At 70.0% G+C, this 26691-nt stretch carries 1 protein-coding gene; it reads right to left on the reverse strand.

What is annotated here, in order from left to right:
* Positions 1-119: 119 nt before the first annotated feature.
* Entirely contained in the window at positions 120-26477 is a 26358-nt protein-coding gene (locus RT2_RS16840) for a non-ribosomal peptide synthase/polyketide synthase (RefSeq protein WP_169888415.1), read from the reverse strand.
* Positions 26478-26691 lie beyond the last annotated feature (214 nt).

Below are 26691 nucleotides of genomic sequence, written 5' to 3' on the forward strand. Positions count from 1 at the left end.
CTCACACCGCGTACCGCTCGTTCCACGGCGACCGAGCGGCAAGCCAAGCTGTTGACGAAATCCGACTGTGGTGAGCCCCCGCCCGGAAGGACCGGAGCTCACCACCTCGACCTGTCGGGTCAGCCGAGCGCCTCCTGCAACCGCGGACCGATCACCGCGAGAGCGTCGGGGCTGAGCATCGACCAGTGCGTGACCGGCACCGGGGTGTGCACGATCTCCCCGGTCACTGCGCCCGCCCACGACAGCGGTCCCACCGTGTCATCAGCCCGGCCCCGGGCCGCCGTGAACAGCAGCAGGTCCGTATCGACCGGCTTGGGCACGTATGCCCGCATCAGCTCCGTCGAGACGGTCGCCGTAGCCACCATCGACTTCAGCCACTGCTCAGTGACCCCGGCCAGTGGGCCGTCGCCCGTGCCACGCAGCAACTCGAGCAGATCCTCGATGCCGGCGGTCTCCGGATCCAGTCCGCCCACTGCCTCGATACCGAACCCGCCGAGGATCTCCCCGGTGCTGACGGTGCCCGTCCCGAGCGCGTCCGCCGACCCGCCGGCGAAACTGTCCAGCATGGCGAGCAGGTCCACCCGCTGCCCCGCGTCCTGCAACTGTGCTGCCATCGCATGCGCGATGACGCCGCCGAGCGACCAGCCCACCAGCCGGTACGGTCCCTCCGGCTGCACGGCGCGGATCTCGGCGACGTAGCGTGCCGCGATCTCCTCGATCGAGCTCGGCACGGCGGTGTCCCCCGATGCGGCCGGCGACTGCAGTCCGTAGACCGGGACGCGGCCACCGAGCGCGGTCGCGAGCCCCGAGTACGCCCACGACAATCCGAGCACCGGGTGCACCGCGAACACGGGCACGCTACCGGCCGGGGTCCCGGCCACCGGACGGATCGGCAGCAGCACGTCGAACATGTCCACGGCGGGCGCGGTGCCGGTCCGCTCGGCGTCGACCGCGGCCGCGATACCTGCCGGGGTCGGGTCGAGGAACACAGCCCGCAACGGCACCGGCACTCCGAGGACCTCGGTGAGCCGGGACATCACCCGGGTCGCGGTCAGCGAGTTTCCGCCGAGGTCGAAGAACGACGCGTCGACCGACACCTGTTCGAGCCCGAGCACCTCGGCCAGTACCGCGGCCACCGCGATCTCCGTCTCCGTCGTCGGGGCCCGGTACTCACCGGTGTCTCCGAACTCCGGAACCGGCAACTGCTTCCGGTCGAGCTTGCCGCTCGCGTTGAGCGGGAACTCGTCGAGGACGACTACCGCGTTCGGAACCATGTAGACGGGCAGGGCGGCGCCGACGAACGCCTTGAGCTCGTCCGACTGCACCGACTGCCCACCCTCCGGCACCACGTAGGCCACCAGCTGATCACCCGTCCGCTTGTCCTGGACCACCAGCACCGCGGTCTGCAGGACCGCCGGATGTGCGAGCACCGCCGACTCGATCTCCTCGAGCTCGATCCGCTGACCCCGCAGCTTGACCTGGAAGTCGGTGCGCCCGATGTACTCGAGCACCCCGTCCGATCGGCGCCGCACCAAGTCACCGGTCCGGTACATTCGCTCCCCGCCGGGCGCCGCTCCGAAGGGGTTGGCGACGAAGCGGTCCGAGGTCAGGTCCGGTCGGGTCAGGTAACCGCGGGCCAGCTGAGGGCCACCGATGTAGAGCTCGCCCGCGACACCCGCGGGGGTCGGGCGCAGCCCGGCATCGAGCACGTACGCCTGGACGTTCCACTGCGGCAGACCGATCGGCGTGGTGACGGTGTCCTCGGCACGCGAGCGCCAGTTGGTCACCGAGACCGCCGCCTCGGTCGGCCCGTACATGTTGTGCAGGCCGGCAGGCGTGAGCTGGTACCACCGCGCCACGGTCTCCGGCGGCAGCGCCTCGCCGATCACGAACGCCCGCCGCAGCGTGCGCAGTGCCTCGGCCTCCACCACCGCGACGAACACGCCGAGCGGTGACGGCACGAAGGTCGCCGTGGTCACCGAGTACTCGGCGATCAGCTTCGCCAGGTACGTCGGGTCCTTGTGTCCGTCCGGCTTGGCGATAACCAGCCGGGCACCGTTCTGCAGGCCCCAGAAGAACTCCCAGACCGACACGTCGAAGGTCATCGCGATCTGCTGGAGCACGACGTCGTCGGTGCCGAGACCGTACTCGGACTGCTTCCACACCAGCTGGTTGACGATCGCCCGATGCGTCAGCTCGACGCCCTTCGGTTTGCCGGTCGAGCCCGACGTGAACATCACGTAAGCCGCGTTGTCCAGGTGCAGCGGGGCCCGCCGGTCCGCGTCGACAATCGGCGCCGGGTCGTAGCCAGAAGTGTCTAGACTGTCGATCTCGAGCACGGTGAGCCGCGGGTCAACCTCGAACCGGTCCCGCGTGGTGGTCAGCACGCACACCGGATCAGCCGTCGCCAGCACGTAGTCGGTGCGATCCGCCGGATGGTCCGGGTCGATCGGCACGTAGGCACCGCCGGCCTTGACGATCGCGTACATGCCGACCATCAGCTCCAGCGAACGCCTGATGCCCAGACCCACCATCGACTCCGGACCGACGCCGAGGTCGATCAGGTGCCGGGCCAGCCTGTTGGCCCGCGCGTCGAACTCGGCGTAGGTCAGCTCCTCGCCCTCGAACACCAACGCCACCGCGTCCGGCGTCCGGCGAACCTGGGCGTCGAACAGGTCGGCCAGGGTGGCCGCCGGAACGGGGTGATCGGTGGCGTTCCACTCGTCGAGCTGACGCAACTCCGAGCCCGAGAGCACCTCGAGTTCGGCAACCGTGCTCTGCGGCGCCGCCACCAGGGTGGCCAGCACCCGGTCGAACCGGTCCACCACGGACTGCATGTCCGCACGGGTGAACACGTCCGGCAGGAACTTGGCGTCCATCCGAATGCCGTCGTTGACCTCGACGAACAGCGACAGCGGGAACGTGTTGGCGTCTTCGCCCTCCACACCCAGCAGCCGCATGCCGTCGATGTCCGTGACATCTGCTCCTGCGGCATCCACCGGGTAGGACTCGAACACCGTGATGGTGTCGAATACCGCGCCGGCACCCGCGCGCTGCTGGATGGTGGGAAGCCCCACGAAGTGGTGGTCGAGCAGGTCCGCCTGCTCGACCTGCACCCGGGAGAGCAGCTGAGTCAGGGTCTCGCCCCGGTCCAGCCGCACCCGTACAGGCAGCGTGTTGATGAACATGCCGACCATCGACTCGACACCGGACAGTGCCGCCGGACGCCCCGACACCGTGGCGCCGAACACCACGTCGTCCCGGCCGATCAGCCGCGAGAGCACCAGGCCCCACACCGTCTGCACGACGGTGTTCAGCGTGACCCCCAGGTCCCGCGCGAGGGCCGAGAGCTCGGCGGTGCGGTCGGCAGCGAGTTCGAGCTGGACCACGTCCGGCATCACGGACTGCGAACGGCCGCGGTCCGCAGAGGCGAGCAGCGTCGGATCCTCGGCGCCCTCGAGCGAACCGGCCCACGCCTCCAGCGAGGCATCGGCGTCCCGCTCCGACAGCCACTCCAGGAAGTCCCGGTAGGAGCGGACCGGCGGCAGCATCGAGCCGTCGCCGTGCGTCGCGTAGAGCACCACCAGGTCCTTGAGGATCAGCGGCATCGACCAGCCGTCCACCAGGATGTGGTGGGTGGTCATCACGAGGTCGTAGTTGCCGTCCGGCTTCCCGATCAGCGTGAACCGCATCAGCGGCGGCGCCGTCAGGTCGAACCGGGCGACCCGGTCCTGCTCCAGCAGTTCCTGCCTCCGGGCCTGCATCTCGTCGGCGCCGAAGCCAGTCAGGTCGACGCGGCGGAACTGCACCGGCGCGTCCTCCACGACCACCTGCAGCGCATTGCCGTGCTCGTCGTGGACGAAGCCGGCCCGCAGGTTTGGGTACCGGTCCACCAGCGCCTGCGCGGCGGCCCGCATCCGATCTGCGTCCACGACGCCGCCGAGCCCGATCGCCAACTGCGAGGTGTACACGTCCAGCGACGTCGAACTCTCCGCCAGCACCGCGTGGAAGAGCATGCCCTGCTGCAACGAGGTCAACGACCAGACGTCTGCCAGCGTCGGGTAGCGCGCCTCCAGCTTGTCGATCTCGCCCTGGCTGATCGAGACCAGCGGCAGGTCGGACGGCGTGAACGCGGGCGTCCGCGGACGGTCGTCCGGCGTTGCCCACTGCGCCAGGGCCTCGAGTGCACGGACCCACAGGTCTGCGAACTCCGAGACCTCGGCCTCGGTGAGCAGGCTCGACGGGTACGCGAACGACGCCGTCAAGCGGGTCCCTGCCACCTCGGCGTTGATGTCGACCGCGGCCGCGGCCGGCATGTCGTCGTCCGCCACGGCCGTTGCCGACAGCTCACCCGCGGGCGCGGGCAGCCAACCGATCGGCCGGCCCGCGTCGGTCTCCTCGCCACCCGACATCTTCCCGAGGTAGTTGAAACCGATCTGCGGCAGCTGGTGCTCGGACAACTCCGGTGCCGTCCGCGGGTTCAGGTATCGCAGCAAGCCGTATCCCATGCCCTTGTCCGGCACGGCCAGCAACTGCTCCTTGACCGTCTTGAGCGCGGCGGCCACCGAGTCGCCACCGGCGAGCGCGTCGTCGACGTCGACGCCCGCCAGGTCCAGGCGCAGCGGGAACATGCTGGTGAACCAGCCGACGGTGCGGGAGAGGTCCGCGCCGGGCAGCAGGTCGTCCTCGCGGCCGTGGCCCTCGAGCTTGATCAACGTGGACGCCACGTCCTGCTGGCCGCGAGTCCGACGCCAGGCCGTGGTGGCCAGCGCCAGGGCCGCGAGCAGGCCGTCGTTGACCCCGCCGCGAACGGCCGCGGGCACTGCGGTGAGCAGCGCGTCGGTGGTCCGTTCGGACAGCGTCACCCGAACCTGGGCGACCTCCGAGAACAGGTCGACCGTCGGGTCCAGCGGACGCTGCGTCAGCAGCGGGTCCGGAGTCCCCACCACCGAACGCCAGTAGTCCGCCTCCGCCTCGCGCCGGGGACTGACCGCCTCCTCCGCGAGGCCGTGGGCCCAGCGGCGCATCGAGGTCCCGACGTGGGCCAGTGCGGGCTCCGCGCCGGCCGCCACGGACTGCCAGGCCGTGATGAGGTCACCGACCAGGATCCGCCAGGACACGCCGTCCACCACGAGGTGGTGCGCGACGAGCAGCAGTCGGCCGGTCCCCGAAGTGCCGGGCGCCGGATCGAACCAGACGTACCGGATCACCGAACCCGATGCCAGGTCCAGCGCGGCCGCGGCCGCCTCCATCGCAGGCGCGGCGAGGGCGTCGAAGCCCGGGGTGCCGGGCAGCGCGGAGTCGTCGAACTCGACCCGCTCGACCAGTGCGTCGACGTCCACGGACGCGGCCACCCGCGCCACCGGCGGGCCGTCGACAACGGGAATCGACGCACGCAGCATGTCGTGCCGCGCGGTGACCGCGGCCAGCGTGGCAATCAGTCGGGCACGGTCGACACCGTCGGGCAGTGCCAGGTAGGCCGGCATCAGCAGCCGGTCGTGCCGGCCCGACCGCTCGGTCATCCAGCGCATGATCGGGGTCAGCGGCAGGTCGCCGACACCACCACCCGGCAGCTCGGCCAGCGTGACGATCTCGGCGCCCTCCGAGACGAGGGTCGCGACCTGCGCGAGGGCCGCCACGGTCTTGCGCTCGAAGACGTCCCGAGTGCGGATCACCAGACCCGCAGCCTTGGCCCGCGCCACCAACTGGATGGACACGATGGAGTCGCCGCCGAGCGCGAAGAAGGAGTCCGCCACGCTGACCCGGTCGACCCCGAGGACCTCGGCGAACAGACCGGCGAGAAGCTCCTCGGCCGGGCTGGAAGGCGCGACATAGGTGGTCACCGAAGAGCCGAAGTCCGGCTCCGGCAACGCCTTCCGGTCGACCTTGCCGTTGACGGTCAGCGGGATCGCGTCGAGTACGACGATCGCCGACGGCACCATGTGCGAGGGCAGCGTCCGCCCCACGAATTCGGTCAGCGCAGTCGGATCGACCGTTCGACCGGACACCGGCACCACGTAGGCAGCCAGAACCGTCGCACCGGACGGTCCCGTGCGGCCCACCGTGACGGCGAACTCCACCGACTCGTGTGCCGACAGCGCCGCGTCGATCTCGCCGAGTTCGATACGGAATCCGCGCACCTTCACCTGGAAGTCGCTGCGGCCCACGTACTCGATCTCGAGTCCGGCGGTCGCATCCCCCGTCGCTGCGCTCGCCCCGGTCACATCCCCCGTCGCTGCGCTCGCCCCCGAGCCCTCCACCCAGCGCACCACGTCGCCGGTCCGGTACATCCGGTCACCGGCCTCCCCGAACGGGTTGGCCACGAAGCGGTCCGACGTGAGTGACGGACGGTTCAGGTAACCGCGGGCCATCTGGACACCGGAGACGTAGAGCTCCCCGGCCACGCCCACCGGCACCGGGTGCAGACGCCGGTCCAGGACCATCGCGGACATGCCGCGGATCGGACCACCGATGGTGAGCCTGTCCGCGGTGGTCAAGGCCCGGCTGATCGCGACCATGATGATCGTCTCGGTGGGGCCGTACCCGTTGTAGAAGTTGCGCCCCGGCGCCCAGACCTCGACCAGGCTGTCGGGGACCGCCTCGCCTCCGGCAACAAGGTGCTGCAGGCAGTCGAGTCCGTCGGGCGAGAGCGATGCCAACGCGCCGGGCGTGATGAACGCGTGGGTCGCGCCGCCTGCGGTGATGACCTCGGCCAGTTCGCCGCCTCCGTACACTCCCGGCGGCACGATCACCAGCGCGGCACCCGCGCTCACCGCGAGCAGCAACTCGAGCATGGACGCGTCGAAGCTCGGCGACGAGAAGTGCAGTGCGCGGGACTTCGCGGTCACCGAGTAGCGCTCACGCTGCTCGGTTGCAAAGTTGTTCAGGCCCTCGTGGCTGACCACGACGCCCTTCGGGAGACCGGTCGATCCGGACGTGTAGATGACGTACGCCGCATGGTCCACCGACACCGGAATGCGGCGGTCTGCGTCGGTGACCTCGGCGACGGACTGCCGCCCCCACAGTTCGAGGAAGTCGGGGTCGTCGAGTACCAACCACTCGGCGGCCGGCAGACCCTCGACGTTCTCGGAGGCGGTCAGACCCAGCACCGCACCCGAGTCGGTGACCATGTGCTCGATCCGCTCCGGCGGGTATGCCGGGTCCATGGGCACGAAGGCCGCCCCGGACTTGACCACCGCCCACAACGCCACCTGCGACTCGATCGAGCGCGGCAACGCCAGCGCGACGAACGACTCGGCACCGACACCCCGCTCGATAAGCAGCCGTGCCAGGGCGTTCGAACGGTCGTCGAGCTCGCCGTAGCTGAGCGTGCGGTCGCCGAACACCAGGGCGACGGCGTCCCGGTCGACAGCGGCCTCGGCCAGCATCGCGGGCAGCGTCACTGCCGACGTGCCCGCCGGCCCGGAAACAGGCGCCAGTGCCGCCCGCTCCGCCCCGTCGGTGACCTCGACGTCGCCAACCGCGACGACCGGATCCGACGCGATCGCGTCGAGCACTCGGAGCAGGCGTTCGGAGAGCACCCGGACCGCGTCCGCATCGACGAGTTCGGGGGCGTGGATCAGCTTGAGCCGCAACGTCGCACCCAGGCCGGCGGTGAGCGTGACCGGGTAGTGGGCGGCGTCGGCGCCGCCGAACCCGGTGACCCGCATGCCGGCGATGTCGGTCTCCGCAGTCGCGCCCGCCATGTCGACGGGGAACGACTCGAACACCGCGAGGGTGTCGAACATCGCGGCCTCGCCCGCGGCGCGCTGGATGTCGGTCAGGCCCACGTAGTGGTGGTCGAGCAGCGACATCTGCTCGCCCTGCAGCCGCACCAGCAGCTCGGCCACGGTCTCCGCCGGGTCGAGGTGCACCCGCACCGGGACCGTGTTGATGAACAGTCCGATCATCGACTCCACGCCGGCGATCTCCGGCGGCCGACCCGACACGGTGGCACCGAAGACCACGTCCTCGCGGCCGGTGAGTGCGCCGAGCAGGATCGCCCACGCGCTCTGCACCACGGTGTTCGGCGTCACGCCCAGCTCACGTGCCCGCTCGACCAGCCGTGCCGTCTGCTCCTCGGACAGTTCGGTGTGGAACTGGCCGGCAATGCTGTCCTGCTGCCGGCCCCGGTCGCCCGAGACCAGCAGGGTCGGACCGTCCACGCCGGACAACGAGTCCGCCCAGGCCTGCCGGGAGCGGCCGAGGTCCTGCTCGTCCAGCCAGGTCAGGAAGTCCCGGTAAGTCCGGACCGAGGGCAGCACGGAGCCGTCGCCGTCGGCGGCGTACAGCACCAGCAGTTCCTTGAGCAGCAACGGAGTGGACCAGCCGTCGATCACGATGTGGTGATTGGTCATCACCAGCTCGTAGTTCCCCTCACCGAGGGTGAAGAACGTGAACCGGATCAGCGGCGGCTGGGCGAGGTCGAACTTGGCCAGCGCGTCGGCCTCGAGGATCCGGGCCTGTTCGGCCGCCCGCTCCGCCGGCGCCAGTGCCGACAGGTCGACGACGGTCATCGGCAGCTCGACCCGGTCGAGCACCACCTGGACCACGGCCCCGGACTCGTCGGCGACGAACGCGGTACGGAAGCTCGCGTGCCGGTCGATCAGTGCCTGGCCGGCGCGGCGCATCCGCTCCGCGTCCACGACACCGCCGAGCCGCAGCGACATCTGTGCCGTGTAGACGTCGACGGCCTCCTCGGAAAGCTCCGCATGGAAGAACATGCCGTACTGCAGCGGGGACAGCGACCACACGTCGGAAAGTTCCGGGAAGCGCTGCTCGAACCATTCGATCTGGCGCTGGGTCAGCGAGACCAGCGGCAGGTCGGACGGGGTGAGCCCACCCGCACCGGGTTCGGCGGCACAGGTTGCCACCGCGGTCAGGGCGTCGCGCCAGAGCTCGGCCAACTCGGTGACCTCGGCCGTGCCGAGCACCCCGGTCGGGAACGTGAACCCGGCCGTCAGCCGTTCCTCGTTGTCGACCTGCGCGGCGACGGCGTTGATGTCGAGCGCGGTCGTCTCCATGTCGGCGTCCAGCGCGGAGCCGAGCTGGAAGCCGTCGTCGGCGGGCACCCAGCCCATCGCCCGCAGTTCGTCGGTGATCTCGACTGCGCCGGTGCGGCCCAGGTAGTTGAACCCGATCTGCGGAGCCGCGTATCCGGCCAGCTCCTCGGCGGTTGCCGAATTGAGGTAGCGCAGCAGCCCGTAGCCGATGCCCTTGTCCGGCACTGCGCGCAACTGCTCCTTGATCAGCTTGACCGCGGCACCCGTCGCGGGCCCGCCGGCGAACGCCGCGTCGATGTCGACGTCGGCAAGATCCAGGCGTACCGGGAAGAGCGAAGTGAACCAGCCGACGGTGCCGGAGAGGTCGGCACCGGGGACGGCGTCCTCCTCGCGGCCGTGACCCTCGAGCCCGATCAGCGTCGCGGATTCGGTGATACCGCGACGTGCACGCCACCGGGCCATGGCAAGCGCCAGCGCCGCGAGCAGTCCGTCGTTGACACCACCGCCGAAGACCTCCGGCACCGTGGTCAACAGGGCCGCGGTGGTCTCCGCGGACACCGTCAACCGGACCGTCTCGACGGTCGCGATCACGTCGACCGCGGGGTCGACCGGACGTGCGCCGAGTACCGGGTCCGGCCCGGCGAGCACGCCACGCCAGTGATCGAGCTCGGCGACCCGCTGTGGGGACGCCGCGGCCTCGACCAGGCCGTGCGCCCAGCGGCGCACCGAGGTGACCGGCCCGGTCAGCTCGGGCTGCTGACCGGAGGCCAGCCGACCCCAGGCAGCGGCGAAGTCCGGCAACAGGATTCGCCAGGAGACACCGTCGACCGCCAGGTGGTGGACCATCATGAGCAGCCGGCCGTTGGCGGAGGCGTCCGCCGGGTCGAACCACACGAACTGGGCAACCACGCCGGCCTCCGGGGCAAGCCGATCCGCGGCGGCGTCGAACTCGGCCCGGACCAGCTCGGCGAAGTCGTCGGACCCGGTGGCCGCGAACTCGACGCGACGGATGAGCCCGGCCGCCTCGACGGAGCCGGGCGCGGCGAACTCGAGAACCGGTGCGCCGTCCGTGTCGGCGACCCACCGCATCCGCAGCGCGTCGTGCCGGTCGACCACGGCTTCGACAGTCGCGGCCACCGTGGCCGCGTCGATGCCCACCGGAAGTGTCACGTACGCCGTCTGGGAGAACCGCGAGTGCCCGCCGGCCTGCTCGGCCATGTGATGCATGATCGGCGTCAACGGGGCCTGGCCCACGCCGCCACCGGGCAGCTCGGCCAGCACCGTCGCGGTGGCCGCGGACGCGGCAACCCGCGCCAGCGCCGCGACGGTCTTGTGCTCGAACACCTGCTTGGCGGTGAGCACCAGCCCCGCTGCCTTGGCACGCGAGACCAACTGGATCGACATGATGCTGTCGCCACCCAGCGCGAAGAACGACTCGTCGGCACCGACCCGGTCCACGCCGAGCACCTCTGCGAACACCCGGGCGAGGGTGTTCTCGGTGGGGTTGGCGGGCGCCACGTACTCGGCCGTCGCGGCGGTGAACTCCGGTTCCGGCAGTGCCCGCCGGTCCAGCTTGCCGTTGACGGTCAGCGGCATCGCCGCGAGCACCACGAGCGCGTCGGGGACCATGTACGCGGGCAGCACTCGGGCGGCCCGGGCGGTCAGCTCGGCGATGTCGACAATCGCTCCGGCGACGGGCACCACGTAGCCTGCCAGCCGCTGGCCTCGATCGGTGTCCACGGCCAGGACGACGGCCTGGTCGACGGCCTCGTCACCGAGCAGGACCGACTCGATCTCCCCGAGCTCGATGCGCAGACCACGCACCTTCACCTGGAAGTCGGTGCGGCCCAGGTACTCCAACTCGCCGGCCGCGTTCCAGCGGGCGAGGTCGCCGGTGCGGTACATGGCCGCACCCGGCGCGCCGAACGGGTTCGCGACGAACCGCTCGGCGGACAGATCGGGGCGCCCGTGGTATCCGCGGGCCAGCTGCGCGCCGGCCAGGTACAGCTCACCGGCGGCACCGCCGACCACCGGACGCAGGCGGGTGTCGAGCACGTAGGCCTGGGTGTTCCAGACCGGACCACCGATCGGGACGGTGCCGGTCTCGGTGCCGTCGGTACGGAAGACGGTAGAGACGACGGTGACCTCGGTCGGGCCGTACTGGTTGTCCAGCACCGCATCCGAGACCCGGTGGGTGCGTGCGGACAGCTCCGGCGGCAGCGCCTCGCCGCCGACGGAGAGCATCCGCACCGACTCCGGCAGCCCCTGCCCGCCCTCGCCGACCAACAGCGCCAGCATCGACGGCACGAAGTCCAGGGAGGTCACGCCCCAGCGCCGAATCGTCTCGACCAGGTACTCGGGATCACGATGCCCGTCGGGGCGCGCGATCACCAGGCGGGCGCCGGAGATGAAGGGCAGGTACAGCTCCCACACCGAGGCGTCGAAGACCACCGGGGTCTTGTGCAGACCGACGTCGTCGGAACCGAACCCGTACTCCCCCTGCATCCACAGCAGGAAGTTCACGACGGCGCGGTGCTCGATGGTCACGCCCTTCGGGGTGCCCGTCGAGCCCGAGGTGAAGATCAGGTAGGCCGCGTTCTCCGGCCGCAGCGGCGCGCGCCGCTCGGCGTCGGTGACCGGCGTACCGGCGTACCCGTCGAGTTCGACCGCGTCCAACTCGAGTACCGGCACGCCCACGGGCAGACCGGTGGCGTCGGCACGGGTGCTCAGCACACATACCGGCTCGGCGAGGGCAAACACCGCGGCCAGTCGCTCGGCCGGCTGCTCCGGGTCCACGGGCACGTAGGCGCCGCCGGCCTTGAGCACCGCGTACATGCCCACCAGCAGTTCCATCGACCGCCGGGCCGCGAGGACGACCCGCTGCTCCGGGCCGACACCCATCGAGATCAGGTGCCGGGCCAGGCGGTTCGCCCGGTCGTCGAACTCCGCGAAGCTCAGCGTCCGGTCCTCGAAGGTGAACGCCGGCGCCTGCGGGGTGCGGGCGGCCGCCTCGTCGATCAGCTGCGTCAGCGTGACGGCGGGCAGCGGCACGGTGGTGCGGTTCGGTGCGTGCAGCGACCGCTCCAGGTCGGCGGTGTCGAGCACCTCGACGTCACCGATCGCCCGCTGCGGATCCGCCACCACCTCGGCGAGGATCCGGACGTACCACCGCGCCATGGACTCGACGCTCGCGCGGTCGAACAGGTCACTCACGTAACGGAACACGCCCGCGTAGCCGTCCGGCGTGCCGTCCGCGGCCACCCGCGGCGACAGCGCCAGCTCCAGGTCGTCCTTGGCCTCGCCCAGGTCGGACGCCAGTGCCTCGACCGTCAGGCCCGGCAGCTCGAAGGTCGCGGAATCCATGTTCTCCACGCCGAACGAGACCTGCACCAGCGGCGCGTAGGAGGTCGACCGTGGCGGGTTGAGTACCTCGACCAGCCTCTCGAAAGGCACGTCGGTGTGCGAGAAGGCCTGCAGGTCCGCCTCGCGGGTGGTGGCCAGCACCTCCGCGAAGGTGGCAGCCGGGGCGATCGGGGTGCGCAGCACCAGCGTGTTGACGAACATGCCGACGATCGGGTCGAGCGCCTCCTCGCCGCGACCGGCGACCGCGGTGCCCACCGCGATGTCCTCGGCCCCGGTCAACCGCTGCAGCAGCACCGCGAACACGGCGTGCAGCACCATGAACGGCGTCGCGGCGGCCGACCTGGCCAATGCGTCGACATGCGTGGCCAGCTCCGCCGGCACCTCGAAGGCCACCCTGCCGCCGGCCGTGGTGCGGGCCGGGCGGGGCCGGTCCAGCGGCAGCTCGAGCAGGTCCGGCAGCCCGGCCAGTGCGTCGCGCCAGTGCGCGATCTGCTGGGACAGCACCGACTGCGGGTCCGACTCGGACCCGAACACCTCGCGCTGCCAGAGCGCGAAGTCCGCGTACTGGACCGCGAGCGGCTCCCATTGCGGTGCGGTACCGGCGGTGCGGGAGAGGTAGGCCATCATCACGTCACGAGCCAGCGGTGCCATCGACGCGCCGTCGGCGCTGATGTGGTGCACCACCATCAGCAGCACATGCTGGTCCGGCGCCAGTGCCAACAGCGCGGCCCGTGCCGGCACCTCGGTGGTGACGTCGAATCCGCGGGCGCCGAACTCCAGCGCCCGGGCGGTCAGCTCGGCCTCGGTGACCGAGACCTGTTCCAGCCGCACGCCCGACTCGGCAACCCCCAGAACCACCTGCTGCGGGTGACCGGCGGCGTCGGCGGGGAACACGGTACGCAGGGACTCGTGTCGTTCCACCACGTCCCGCAATGCCGCCTCCATGGCAACCACGTCCAGCGCGCCGGTCAGCCGGACGCCGAGCGGGATGTTGTAGGTGGCCGCCGCGGTGTCGTACTGGTTGAGGAACCACATCCGCTGCTGCGCGAGCGAGAGCGGGATCCGCTCGCCCCGCGGCCGAGCCGTCAGCTCCGGCCGGTCCGTGGCCCCGGCGAGCACCGACACGCGTGCGGCGAGCGCCACCACGGTGGGGGCGTCGAAGAGCATCCGGACACCGACTCGGACACCGAGCGCGGCTCCGACCCGGGCTGCCACCCGGGTGGCCACCAGCGAGTTGCCACCCAGGTCGAAGAAGTTCTGGTCGACCGAGACCCGATCGACTCCGAGGACGTCCGCGAAGACGGCCGCGATGACCTCCTCGACCGGATTCCGCGGCGCGACGAACTCGCCTGACAGCTCAAATACCGGCTCCGGCAATCCCTTACGATCGAACTTGCCGTTGGTGGTCATCGGGATCTCGTCGAGTTCGACGAGGGTGGACGGCACCATGTGTGCGGGCAGGTTCCCTGCCGCATGGCCTAGGAGCCGCGTGCGGTCCAGTTCGTGGCCCGCCGTCGGCAGCACGTACGCCACCAGCACCGCGGTACCGCTCGGCAGGGTGTGCGCGATGGTGGCGACGAAGTCCACCTCGGGCAGTTCGCCGAGCACGTTGTCGATCTCGCCGAGCTCGACGCGCAGGCCGCGCACCTTCACCTGGAAGTCACTGCGACCGATGTATTCCAGTTCACCGGCCGGCGTCCAGCGCACCACGTCACCGGTGCGGTACATGCGGTCACCGGTGCCGCCGAACGGGTGGGCGACGAACCGGTCGGCGGTCTGGGCGAACCGGTCGTGGTAGCCACGGGCCAGGTCCGGCCCGGCGAGATACAGCTCGCCGAGCACCCCGACCGGCACCGGCCGTAGCCGGGCGTCGAGCACCAGTGCGGAGACTCCGGCCATCGGCGCACCGATGGTGACGGCCTCACCGGCCACCAGCGGCTCGGTGCAGGTCACGACCATGGTCGTCTCGGTGGGACCGTACGCGTTGTGGAAGGTCCTCCCCGGCGCCCACCGCGAGGTGAGCTCGGGGGTGCACACGTCGCCGCCGACCATGACGGCACGCACGCTCTCGAGACCCGTGGGATCCACGGTGGCCAACGCCGTCGGGGTCATGATCATCCCGGTCACCCGCTCCGCGCGGACCAGTTCGGCAAGTTCCTCACCGCCGAAGACGTCCGCGGGGGCAACGACCAGGGTGGCGCCGACACGGAACGCGGAGAGCAACTCCGCCACGGAGGCGTCGAAGTTCGGCGCGCACACGTGCAGCAACCGCGACTCGCTGGTGGCGCCGTACCGCTGCACGATGTCGGCCAGGAAGGTCGCGAAGCCGCGGTGCGTCACCAGCACACCCTTCGGCTTACCGGTCGAACCCGACGTGTAGATGACGTATGCAGTGTTGTCGACGTGCACCGGGCCGGCCAGCTCGCCCGCCTCGATACGGTCGGCGGACCGACCTGCCACTGCGGCCGCGGTCAGGGCGTCATCGAGGACCACCGCCTGCACACCGGCCGGCAACCGGTCCGTGTGCTCGCCGACGGTCACCACGGCGACCGCGCGCGAGTCCTGCACCATCTCCGCGATCCGATCGAGCGGGTAGCGCGGGTCGACCGGCATGTAGGCGGCCCCGGTCTTGGCGATCGCCCAGATCGCCAGCACCGACTCGAGCGAGCGCCTCAGTACGAAGCCGACGACGGTCTCGGGGCCGGCGCCGCATTCGATCAGTTCGCGGGCCAGTCGGTTCGAGCGTTCATCGAGCTCGCGGTAGGTCCAGACCGTCTCGCCGTAGACCAGCGCATCGGCTTCCGGGTCCAGCTGAACGGCCTCGCCGAACAGCGCGGCCATGGTGTACGGCGCGGTCTCCACGGGCGCGGGCGTGGTCAGCTCGCGACGTTCCTCCGCCGAGAGCACCTCGAGCGCGCCGATCGCGGTGCTCGGGGCCGCCACCACCGCACGCAGGATCCTCACGAATCGATCCACGAACGACCGGGCGGTGGACTCGTCGAACAGGTCGGTGGCGTAGTCGAGCAGGGCGGAGATGCCTGCTGCCCCGCCGTCGACGTCCGGGTCCTCGCCGAGGCTGAGCTGCAGGTCGCTCTTGGCAACGGTCAGCGGCGAGTCGACGATGCTGACCTCGAGACCCGGCAGTGCAAAGGTGGCGCGCTCGTTGTTGGCCAGCGACAGCCCGACCTGGAACAGCGGCGTGTGAGCCCTCGAGCGCGGCACGTCGAGCACCTCGACAAGCCGCTCGAACGGGACCTCGGCGTTGCTGAAGGCATCGACGTCTGCGGAGCGGACAGCACCGAGCAGATCGGCGAAGCTCTGATCCGAATCGAGCGTCGTGCGCAGCACCAGCGTGTTGACGAACATGCCGACGAGGTCGTCGAGCGCCTTCTCACCACGGCCGGCAACGGGGGTGCCGATGACAATGTCGTGCTGACCGCTGAGGCGCTCGAGCAGCACCGCGTACGCCGCGTGCAGCACCATGAAGAGGCTCGCCCCGTGGGTACGGGCCAGGTCCCGGAGCTCCCGATGCAGGTCCGCGTCGAGGCGGAATTCGACGGCCTTGCCCCGGTAGGACGGTTCGGCCGGACGAACCCGGTCGGTGGGCAGCTCGAGCACCTCCGGAATACCCGCAAGCCGGTCGCGCCAGTACCCGATCTGACGGGACACCGTCGAGTCCGGATCGGACTCGTCACCGAGCGCTTCGCGCTGCCAGATGCTGAAGTCCGCGTACTGGATCTCCAGCGGCGCCCACGCCGGCGCCGTACCGGCGGCCCGGGCTAGATAGGCCGTGATGAGATCGCGCGCCATCGGTGCCACCGAGGCACCGTCGGACGAGATGTGATGCATCGAGACGAGCAGCACATGCTCAGTGTCAGAGATCGCGAAAATTCGCACTCGCCAAGGGATCTCGGCCGATACGTCGAATCCGAGGGTGGCGAACGCGCGCATCTCGTCCATCACGTCACGCTCGGCGACGGGGACCACCTCGACCCCGAGATCGAGGTCGTCGAGGCCGAGGACCACCTGGTGCGGACCGGACTCGCTGTCCGGGAACACCGTGCGCAGCGACTCGTGACGGTCCAGCACGTCGGTGAGCGCGGTCCGCATCGCGCCGAGGTCGAGCGGCCCCGACAACCGGATCGCCCGGGGAATGTTGTAGGCGGGAGAATCGGTGTCGAACTGATTGATGAACCACATCCGCTGCTGCGCCAACGACAGCGGGATCTGGCTCGGTCGCGGCCGCCGTACCAGCGCGGGACGGTTGCCGATTGCGGCGCCGGACCGTTCCACCCGGCGTGCGAGTCCGGCCACGGTCGGATCCTCGAACAGGTCCCGCAGGTTCACCGTGCCGCCGGAGGCGGCATTCACCCGGGCCACCGCACGGGTCGCCACCAGCGAATCGCCACCGAGTGCGAAGAAGCTGTCGGTGGCGGAGACTCGCGAAACCGACAACAGGTCACCGAAGACCGTCGCCACCATCTCCTCGGCGGCGGTGGACGGCGCCCGGTAGTCCTCACCGCCCGAACCGAAGTCCGGATCCGGCAGGGCCCGCCGGTCGAGCTTGCCGTTGACCGTCAGCGGCAACTCGTCGAGCACCAGTGCCGCCGCCGGCACCATGTAGTCCGGCAGCGCCCGCGCGGCGATCTCGAGGACCGCGGCCGGATCGAGCGCCGCGTCCGGCTCTGCCACCACGTAGGCGACCAGGCGGTCGACCCCCTGCTCGCTCGTACGCAACAGCACCGCGCACCGACCCACCCGGGGGTCTGCTGCGATCACGCCCTCGATCTCGCCGAGCTCGATGCGGATACCACGCAGCTTGACCTGGAAGTCGCCGCGACCGACGTACTCGAGGGTGCCGTCCGCGCGCCGGGACACCAGGTCCCCGGTCCGGTACACCCGTCCGCCGGACGGACCGAAGGGATCTGCGACGAACCGTTCCGCACTCAGGTCGGGCCGCCCGACGTAGCCACGGGCGACCTGTGCGCCGCCCAGATAGAGCTCACCTGTGACCCCGACCGGAACCTGTCGGAGCGCGGCGTCGAGCACGTAGGCAGTGACGTTCGCCTGCGGGGTGCCGATGGACACTCGCTGACCGGACACGTCCGCCGGCACGGTCCCCCACCGGGTTGCCGTGACCGTCGACTCGGTGGGGCCGTACTCGTTGTGCACCTCCGCGGAGCAGACCGCGGAGAAGTCGGCGAGCAGGCGCGGCGGCAGGGACTCGCCACCGCAGAACACCATGCGCAGCGAGTCGCACTCGCCGGGCTCGATCGCCGAGACGAACACCTCGAGCATGCTGGGCACGAAGTGCATCGCGGTGATGCCGTGCTCCACCACGGCCTGAGCGAGGTACCGCGGGTCGCGGTGCCCGTCCGGCGTCGCGATCACCAGGCGGGCGCCGGAGGTCAGCGGCCACCAGAACTCACGCACGGAAGCATCGAAGGTGAACGGCGTCTTCTGCATCAGCGTGTCGGCGGCGGTCAATCGGTAGGTGTCCTGCCGCCAACGCAGCATGTTGACCACCGAACTGTGCGCGACCGCAACACCCTTCGGGAGTCCGGTCGAGCCCGAGGTGAAGATGACGTAGGCGGGGTTCTCCGGACGCAGCGGTGCGATCCGCTCTGCATCGGAGATCGGCCCGGCGGCCCGCCCGGACACCTCGACCGTGTCGACATCGATCACCCGGACGCCGGCGGGTGCGGAGACCGCATCCGCGCAGGTGCTCAGCAGCATCTGCAGGCTGGCTGCTGCGACGACGTGCTCGATACGCTCGGCAGGTGCATCCGGGTCGACCGGGACGTAGGCCGCACCGGTCTTGGCGACCGCGTACATGCCGACCATGAGGTGCACGGATCGGCGAATACCCAGACCCACCAACGACTCCGGGCCCACGCCCTGCTCGATGAGGTAGCGAGCCAGTCGGTTGACCCGCGCGTCGAATTCGGCGTAGGTCACCGTCTCCGTCTCGGAGACGAGCGCCGGGGCGTCCGGGGTGGCACGGACCTGTGCGTCGAACAGGTCGACCAGCGTCCCCTCGACCGCGTTGCCGACCGTCTCGTTCCACCCGGCCATCTGGACCGACTCCGCCGGGGACAGCAGCGCAAGCGCGCCGAGCGGGGTGTCGGGCCGCGCCGTGAACTCACCGAGCACCCGCAGCACCCGGTCCAGGTGCGCGGCGACAACGTCCTCGTCGAACACCTCACGCTGGAACTTGGCAGCGAAGTGCAGTCGCCCCTGCGACGGTGCCACCGCGATCGACAGCGGGAAGTGGCTGGCCGCTGCGGATTCCACGCCGAGCAACCGGACCCCGGCGATGTCGACATCGCCACCGGACCCCGCGGTGTCGACCGGATACGACTCGTACAGCAGCGCGGTGTCGAACTGCGCGCCCGGACCCGCCGCCTTGTTGATGTCCGCCAGACCCAGGAAGTGGTGCTCGAGCAGTCCCGCCTGCTCGGCCTGCAGGCCCGTCAGGAACGAGCGCACGGTGGTACCGGGGTCGAGGCGTACCGCGACGGGAATGGTGTTGATGAACAGGCCGATCATCGACTCCACCCCGGCCAGCGCCGGCGGCCGGCCAGACACCGTCGCTCCGAAGACCACCGAGTCCTGCCCGGTCAGTGTGCCCAGCACCACCGCCCAGGCGGCCTGGACGAGGGTGTTCAGGGTGACACCGAGTTCGGCGGCCAGGGCCTCGGCCGCCACCGTCTGCTCGGCGGTCAGCGCTCGTTCGATCTGCGCCGGGACGGACTCGTGCTTGCCGCCCCGGGTAGCCGGCGCGAGCAGGGTCGGATCCTCGAGTCCGGCCAGCGCCTGACGCCAGGTCTGCAGCGACTGCGCCCGGTCCTGGGCAGCGAGCCAGTCCAGGTAGTCCCGGTAGGACCGCGGTCGCGGGAGCGCCGAGTCGTCCCCGTCCAGGGCGTACAGCGTCATCAGCTCGCGGATGGCCATCGGCGTCGACCAACCGTCGACGACCACGTGATGGTTGGTGAACACCAGCTGCGAGCGTCCGGGTGCCAACTCGAGCAGGGTCAGACGCAGCAACGGTGCTGCGGCCATGTCGAATCCGGTGGTCCGATCGGCGTCGAGCACCCGCAGTCGCTCTGCCTCGAGGACGGCGCCACTGAACCCGCTCAGGTCGACCGTGCCGATCGGGACCGACACGCCGTTCGTCACCAGCTGCAGTGCACCGGCGGTCTCGTCGATCACGAAGGCGGTCCGCAGGTTCGGGTACCGCAGGACAAGCCTGTCGGCGGCCCGGCCGAGCCGGGCCAGGTCCACCTCGCCCGCCAGGTTCATGACGAACTGGGCGGTGTACACATCGACGTCGTCGTTCGACCCGGCCGCCAGCAGGGCGTGGAAGAGCATCCCCTGCTGCAGCGGAGACAGCGACCAGACGTCCTCGAGTTCCGGGTACCGGGTCTCGAGGCCATCGATCTGGTCCTGAGTCAGGTCGACCAGCGTCAGGTCGGACGGGGTGAGCCCGCCCGATCCCTCGGTGCGGGCGTGCTCGGCGATCGCCGTCACCGCCTGTCGCCACAGCTCTACCAGCTCGGCGATCTCGGCGCGGGTCAGCAGCGCGCGGGGGAAGCTGAAGGTCGTCGACAGCCCGCCCCCTGCCTGGATGGACGAGTTCACGTCCAGCGCCGCGGCGGCGGCCATCGTCGGGTCGGCGGCGCCGCCGAGTCGGCCGCCGTCGGTGACCGGGATCCAGCCGAGGGCACGGACCTCGTCGGACAACTCGTCGGTGCCGAACCGGCCCAGATAGTTGAAGGTGATCTGCGGCTGGGCACCGTCGCCCAGCTCCGCCGCGGTCTCCGGGTTCAGGTACCGAAGCAGGCCGTAGCCGATCCCGTGGTCGGGGGCGGAGAGCAGCTGCTCCTTGACAGCCTTGACTGCCTGCCCCGCCGCCGGACCGGCGGCGAGAGCGTCGTCGAGGTTGATCCCGGTGAGGTCGAGACGGGCCGGGTAGACGCTGGTGAACCAGCCGACGGTGTGCGAGAGATCGGCGCCGAGTGCGACCTGTTCCTCACGTCCGTGACCCTCGAGGGTGATCAGCGTCGAGGCGTCCGTGGTCCCGCGGTCCCTCTTCCAGAGCGCGACGGCGAGCGCCAGTGCGGCCAGCAGTCCGTCCTGCACGCCGCCGCGGAACTTCGCCGGCACCGCGGTCAGCAAGGCGTCGGTGATGTCGGCAGGCAGTTTGGTGGTCACCGACTCGACGGTGGCAATCGTGTCCACCGCCGGGTCCAGCGCTCGGGAGCCCAACGGCGCCTCGGGTTCGGCGACAAGCCCGCGCCAGTATTCGAGCTCGGCAACACGCGCCGGGGCCTGGGCCTGCTCCACCAATGCGTGCGCCCAGCGTCGGGCGGACGTGACCGTGGGCTCGGCCGTGGGCACCTCGTCGGCCTCGAGCTGACCCCATGCGGCGGCCAACGCGGGCACCAGCAGCCGCCACGACACTCCGTCCACCGCGAGGTGGTGCACCACGATCAACAGTCGGCCGTTGACACCGTCGAGCGAGGCGGCCGGCTCGAACCACACCACCTGCACCATCACACCGCCAACCGGGTCCAGCCGGTCCGCGGCCGCGTCGAGGCCTGCCGCCGCGAGGGCCTCGAATCCCGGTGTGCCGGGCAGGGAGTCGGCATCAAACTCGACGCGGACGAGCAGCGGGTCCGCCTCCACCGACCCGGCCGGGCCGGTGCGCAGAACCGCGTCGCCGTCGCCATCGGCGGGAATCAGCCGGGCACGGAGAATGTCGTGCTGGTCGAGCACGGCCGCGAGGGTCTCGGCGAGCCGGGCGCGGTGCAGGCCGATCGGCGCGGTGAGCAGCACTGCCTGCGAGAAGCGCGAGCCCGCCCCGCGGTCGTGGGCCCAACGGGCCACCGGCAGCAGCGGCATGTCGCCGACACCGCCGCCGGGCAGTTCGGCGAGGACCACCGGTCCGTCGCCGTCGGCGCTGAGGGTGGCTACCTGTGCCAGCCCGCCGACGGTCTTGCGCTCGAAGACGTCCCGGGCCTTGATCAGCACGCCCGCGGCCTTCGCTCGGGACACCAGCTGGATGGACACGATGGAGTCACCGCCGAGCGCGAAGAACGAGTCCGTCACGCCCACCCTGTCGACGCCGAGCACCTCGGCGAACAGACCGGCGAGGATCGTCTCGACCGGCGTGGACGGCGCGACGTACGAATCCACGGCAGAGCCGAAGACCGGCTCCGGCAACGCCTTGCGGTCCAGCTTGCCGTTGACTGTCAGCGGCACCGACTCCAGCACGACGATTGCTGCGGGGACCATGTGCGCCGGCAGTACCTCCGCCACGTACGCGGTCAGCGCGCCGGGGTCGACGGTCGTGCCGGGCGCCGGCACCACGTAGGCCACCAGGACCGTCGCACCCGACGGCCCGCTGCGGCCGATGGTGGCCGCGAAGTCGACCGACTCGTGTGCGGACAGTGCGGCGTCGATCTCGCCGAGCTCGATCCGGAAACCACGCACCTTCACCTGGAAGTCGCTGCGACCCACGTACTCGACCTCGAGCCGGGAGAGGTCGCCCGCCTCAGAGCGGTCCACCCAGCGGACCACGTCGCCGGTCCTGTACATCCGACTTCCGGGCGCACCGAACGGGTCGGCGACGAAGCGGTCCGAAGTGAGAGCCGCACGGTCGTGGTAACCGCGCGCGGTCTGGGTCCCGGATACGTAGAGCTCACCGGCGACGCCGAGCGGCACCGGCCGCAGCCGGCCGTCGAGGACCACGGCGGACACACCCTGGATGGGTTCGCCGATGGTCAACGGATCTCCTGCGGCGATCGCATCGCCGGTGGTCACCATGATCGTCGCCTCGGTGGGGCCGTAGGCGTTGTGCAGCCGGTGCCCGGGTGCCCACCGCTCGACGAGCTCCGTGGTCAACGCCTCGCCACCCATGACGAGGTACCGCAACGAGTCGAGTCCCTGCGGGGAAAGCGCGGACGCAGCGGACGGAGTGATGAAGGCATGCGTGACCCGGTGGCGGGCGATGATCTCGGCGAGCTCACTGCCGCCGAACACCCCGGACGGCACGATCACCAGGACGGCGCTCGAGCCGACCGCCATGAGCAGCTCGAGAAGTGATGCGTCGAAGCTCGGTGACGACGAATGAAGTACCCGGGCCGAGCTGGACAGCTCGTACCGTCGCGCCTGCTCGGCCACGAAGTTCACCAGGCCACGGTGGGTGACCACGACGCCCTTGGGCAGACCCGTCGACCCCGACGTGTAGATGACGTACGCCGTGTTGTCGACCAGGATCGGCGCGTTCCGATGCGCATCGGTGAGCGGCGCGGTCGACGTGCTCTCCCACTCTGCGACAAAGTGGTCGTCGTCGAGCACCAGCCAGGTGGTCTCGGGCAGGTCGCCGACGTGCTCGGCCACCGTCAGGCCGACCGCTGCCCCCGAGTCGGTGACCATGTGCTCGAGCCTGTCGAACGGGTACGCCGGATCCATCGGCACGAACGCGGCTCCGGACTTCGCCACCGCCCACAGGGCGATCTGTGACTCGATCGAGCGGGAGATCGCCAGGGCAACGAAGGACTCGGGGCCGACGCCGTGTGCAATCAGCATGCGAGACAGGGCGTTCGAGCGATCGTCGAGCTCGCCGTAGGTCATCGTGCGGTCGCCGAAGACCAGGGCAATCGCGTCGCGGTCTGCGGCGGCTGCACCCAACAGCTCGGGCAGGGTCACCGGCGCGACGGCAGCCGGACCGGTCACCGGGACCAGCGCTGCGTGCTCGGCGGGGTCGGTGATCACCACGTCACCCACCACGACGGACGGATCCACGACCACCTCGCCGAGCAGTCGGACGAACCGCTCGCCGAGAACACGGATGCTGGCCTCGTCGAAAAGGTCGGTGGCGTAGACGAAGGAACCGGTCATGCCCGACCCGTCGGTGTTCTCGCCGATCGAGAGCTGCAGGTCGAACTTGGCGAAGGTGACCCCGGGGTCGACCGCGCTGACGGTCAGCCCGGGCAGTTCCAGGACGGCCGGCTCCGTGTTCTCGAGCGCAATCACAACCTGGAAGATCGGCGCGTGCGCGGTCGACCGCTCCGGCGCGAGAATCTCCACCAGCCGCTCGAAGGGAACCTCCGCGTGCCCCAGCGCCCCCAGGTCGGATTCCCTGGTCGACGCCAGCATGTCCGCGAAGGTCGCGGACGGGTCCACCACGGTTCGCAGGGCCAGGGTGTTGATGAACATGCCGACCATGTCGTCGAGCTCACGCTCGCCGCGGCCCGCGATCGGGGTGCCGATGACGATGTCGTCCGTACCGGAAATCTTCGAGAGCAGCAGCGCGAACGCGGCGTGGACTGTCGTGAACAGGGTTGCCCCGTACTCGCGCGAGAGTTCCAGCAAACGCCTGTGCAATTCCGCATCGACATCGAACTCGACGCGACCGCCACTCATGGATGTCACGGCGGGCCGCTTCCGGTCCGTCGGCAACGGCAGCACATCGGGGATCCCGGCAAGCTCATCGGCCCAGTACCGAACCTGGGCGGCTACCAACGACTCCGAGTCGTCCTCGCTACCCAGCAGTTCGCGCTGCCAGATCGCGTAATCCGCATACTGCACCGCCAGAGGTTCCCAGTCGGGAGCCTTCCCATGGGTCCAGCTCGTGTACGCCGCCATCACGTCGCGCGCCAGCGGGGCCATCGAGGCACCGTCCGAGGAGATGTGATGCACCAGGAACAAGAGCACATGCTCGGTGTCGCCGAGACGGAACAGGCGCGGCCGGACCGGGATCTCGGTGGTCACGTCGAAACCACGCGAGGCCAACTCCGAAACCTGTGCCGCCAGGTCCTGCTCACTCGTCACCGCGACGGGCTCGAGGCCGAGATCGATTGCGGCCGAGGGCAGGATCACCTGGCTGGGTCCGTGGCCGTCGTCGGGGAACACCGTTCGCAACGACTCGTGCCGCTCGAGCACACTCGCCACCGAGGCGCGCAGTGCGTCGACGTCCAAGTCGCCGACCAGGCGAATACCCAACGGCACGTTGTATGCGGGCGAAGTGGTGTCGAACTGGTTGATGAACCACATCCGGGCCTGCGCGAGGGAGAGCGGCAGTCGCTCCGGACGCTCGACAGCACGCAACTCCGGCCGGGCGTGGCCGGTTCCGGCCGTGGATTCCACCAGTGCCGCAAATCCTGACACGGTGGGCGTGTCGAAGAGGTCACGCAGGTTCGCGTCGGACCCCATCTCGGCGTTGACGCGGGCCACCACCCGGGTTGCCGACAGGGAGTTGCCGCCGCTCTCGAAGAACGAGTCGTCGGCCCCGACCCGATCCGCACCGAGGATCTCGGCGAAGATCTGAGCGACCACTGTCTCGGCATGCGTGGCAGGCTCGCGATAGACCTGTGCATTGGCGCCGAAGTCCGGCTTCGGCAGCGCCCTGCGGTCCAACTTGCCGTGCGAAGTGATCGGCAGCTCGTCGAGCACCATCACGGTCGCGGGCACCATGTACTCGGGCAGCACTCCTGCGACCTGTGTGCGTGCCTCGCCCGGATCCACCTCTTCACCGTCCGCGGGCACCACGTACGCCACGATCCGGTCGAAGCCGACTCTGTCCGTGTCGACCAGCGCGACCGCACGGCGTACCCGCCGATCGCGTAGCAGCGCGGCCTCGATCTCGCCGAGCTCGATTCGGAAGCCCCGGACCTTGACCTGGAAGTCGGTGCGGCCCATGTATTCGAGGTTGTCGTCACTGCGACGGCGTACCTCGTCACCGGTGCGGTACATGACCGAACCGGCATCACCGAACGGGTTGGCAACGAACCTGGCGGCTGTCAGATCGGCCCGGCCGACGTAACCGCGGGCAACCTGAGGTCCGGCAAGGTACAGCTCGCCGGCGATTCCGACTGGCACCTCCCTCAGACGCCGGTCCAGGACATAGCCCTGCAGGCCCTCGTAGGGCGTACCGATCGGAACCCGGACGGACGTCTCGTCCTGCGTGGTGGTGGCGTGTCGAGTACCCGAGACGGTGAACTCGGTCGGGCCGTACTCGTTGTTGACTCGGGCAGTCAGTGCAGCGTGCAGCTGTGCCAGCAGCTGCGGCGACATCTCCTCGCCACCGCTGAAGATCTCGCGCAGGGAACCGCACTCGCCCGGCCGGAGTGACGCCACGAACAGCTCGAGCATCGAAGGGACAAAATGCATCACAGTGATGCCGTGCCTGTCGATCGCCTCCGCGAGGTACCTGGGATCACGATGACCGTCGTGCGAAGCCAGCACCAGTCGGGCGCCGGTAGCGAGCGGCCACCACAGCTCGCGGACGGATGCGTCGAAGGTGACCGGGGTCTTCTGCAGCACGCGGTCGTCGGTGCCGAGGGCGTACAGGCCCTGGCGACGTGCGATCAGACCAACCACGTTGGAGTGCGGGACTGCCACACCCTTGGGGTGACCCGTCGAGCCGGAGGTGAAGATGACGTACGCGGGGTTCGCGGCGCGCAAGGGCCGCAACCGCTCGTGGTCGGTGACCGGCCCTGCTGCGTGAGCCGTGGTGTCGAGCGCATCGAGGTCGAGGACGACAGCGTCCTCCGGCCAGGGCATTGCGTCGCTCGAGCGGGTCAGCACACAGACAGCCCCCGCTGTGGCAAGCACGTCCTTGATGCGCTCCGCCGGGTGATCCGGATCGATCGGGACGTAGGCGCCACCAGCCTTGACGACGGCGTACATCGCCACCATCATCTGAAGCGAACGACGGAAGCCCAGCGCGACCAGGGACTCGGGACCCACCCCCTCCGCAATCAGCAGCCGTGCCAACCGGTTGACATGCGCGTCGAACTCCGCGTAGGTCCAGACCGCGCCGTCACTCTCGATCGCGACGGCGTCCGGGGTGCGTGCGACCTGCGCCTCGAACGCATCCACCAACGTTGCCGGGGCAGAGTCCTCCCCCAGGTCCTCGGCGGGGGCAAGCGACGTCGCGTCCTTTGCGATCCGGTCGAGAACCGCACCGATCCCGCCCTCTGCCGCGACGATCGTGGGGACCAGCCCGGTCAGCACCACCGACACGATGGCGTCTGCGTCCATGCCCCTCTCGGCAAGCGGCCCGGCCAGCATCTGCAGCCGCTCGTCGAGCTCTCGGTACGTCACCGACATTCCATCGACGGACACCACGATCACGTCCGGACGGTCCGAGGCGAGGCTAGAGATCGATCGAGTCAGATCCGCAGCAGACAACAGGTCCTCCAAAGCTCGCGAGCCAAATCTATTCGTTTACGTATCGACAGTTGTACGACGCACAATGACGCATCGCACGACAACATGTCGCGAGCAGCCGATGCCGACACCGCTCGCGACTGGATCA

The sequence above is a fragment of the Rhodococcus tukisamuensis NBRC 100609 genome (assembly GCF_001894985.1).
Lineage (GTDB): Bacteria > Actinomycetota > Actinomycetes > Mycobacteriales > Mycobacteriaceae > Rhodococcus_G > Rhodococcus_G tukisamuensis.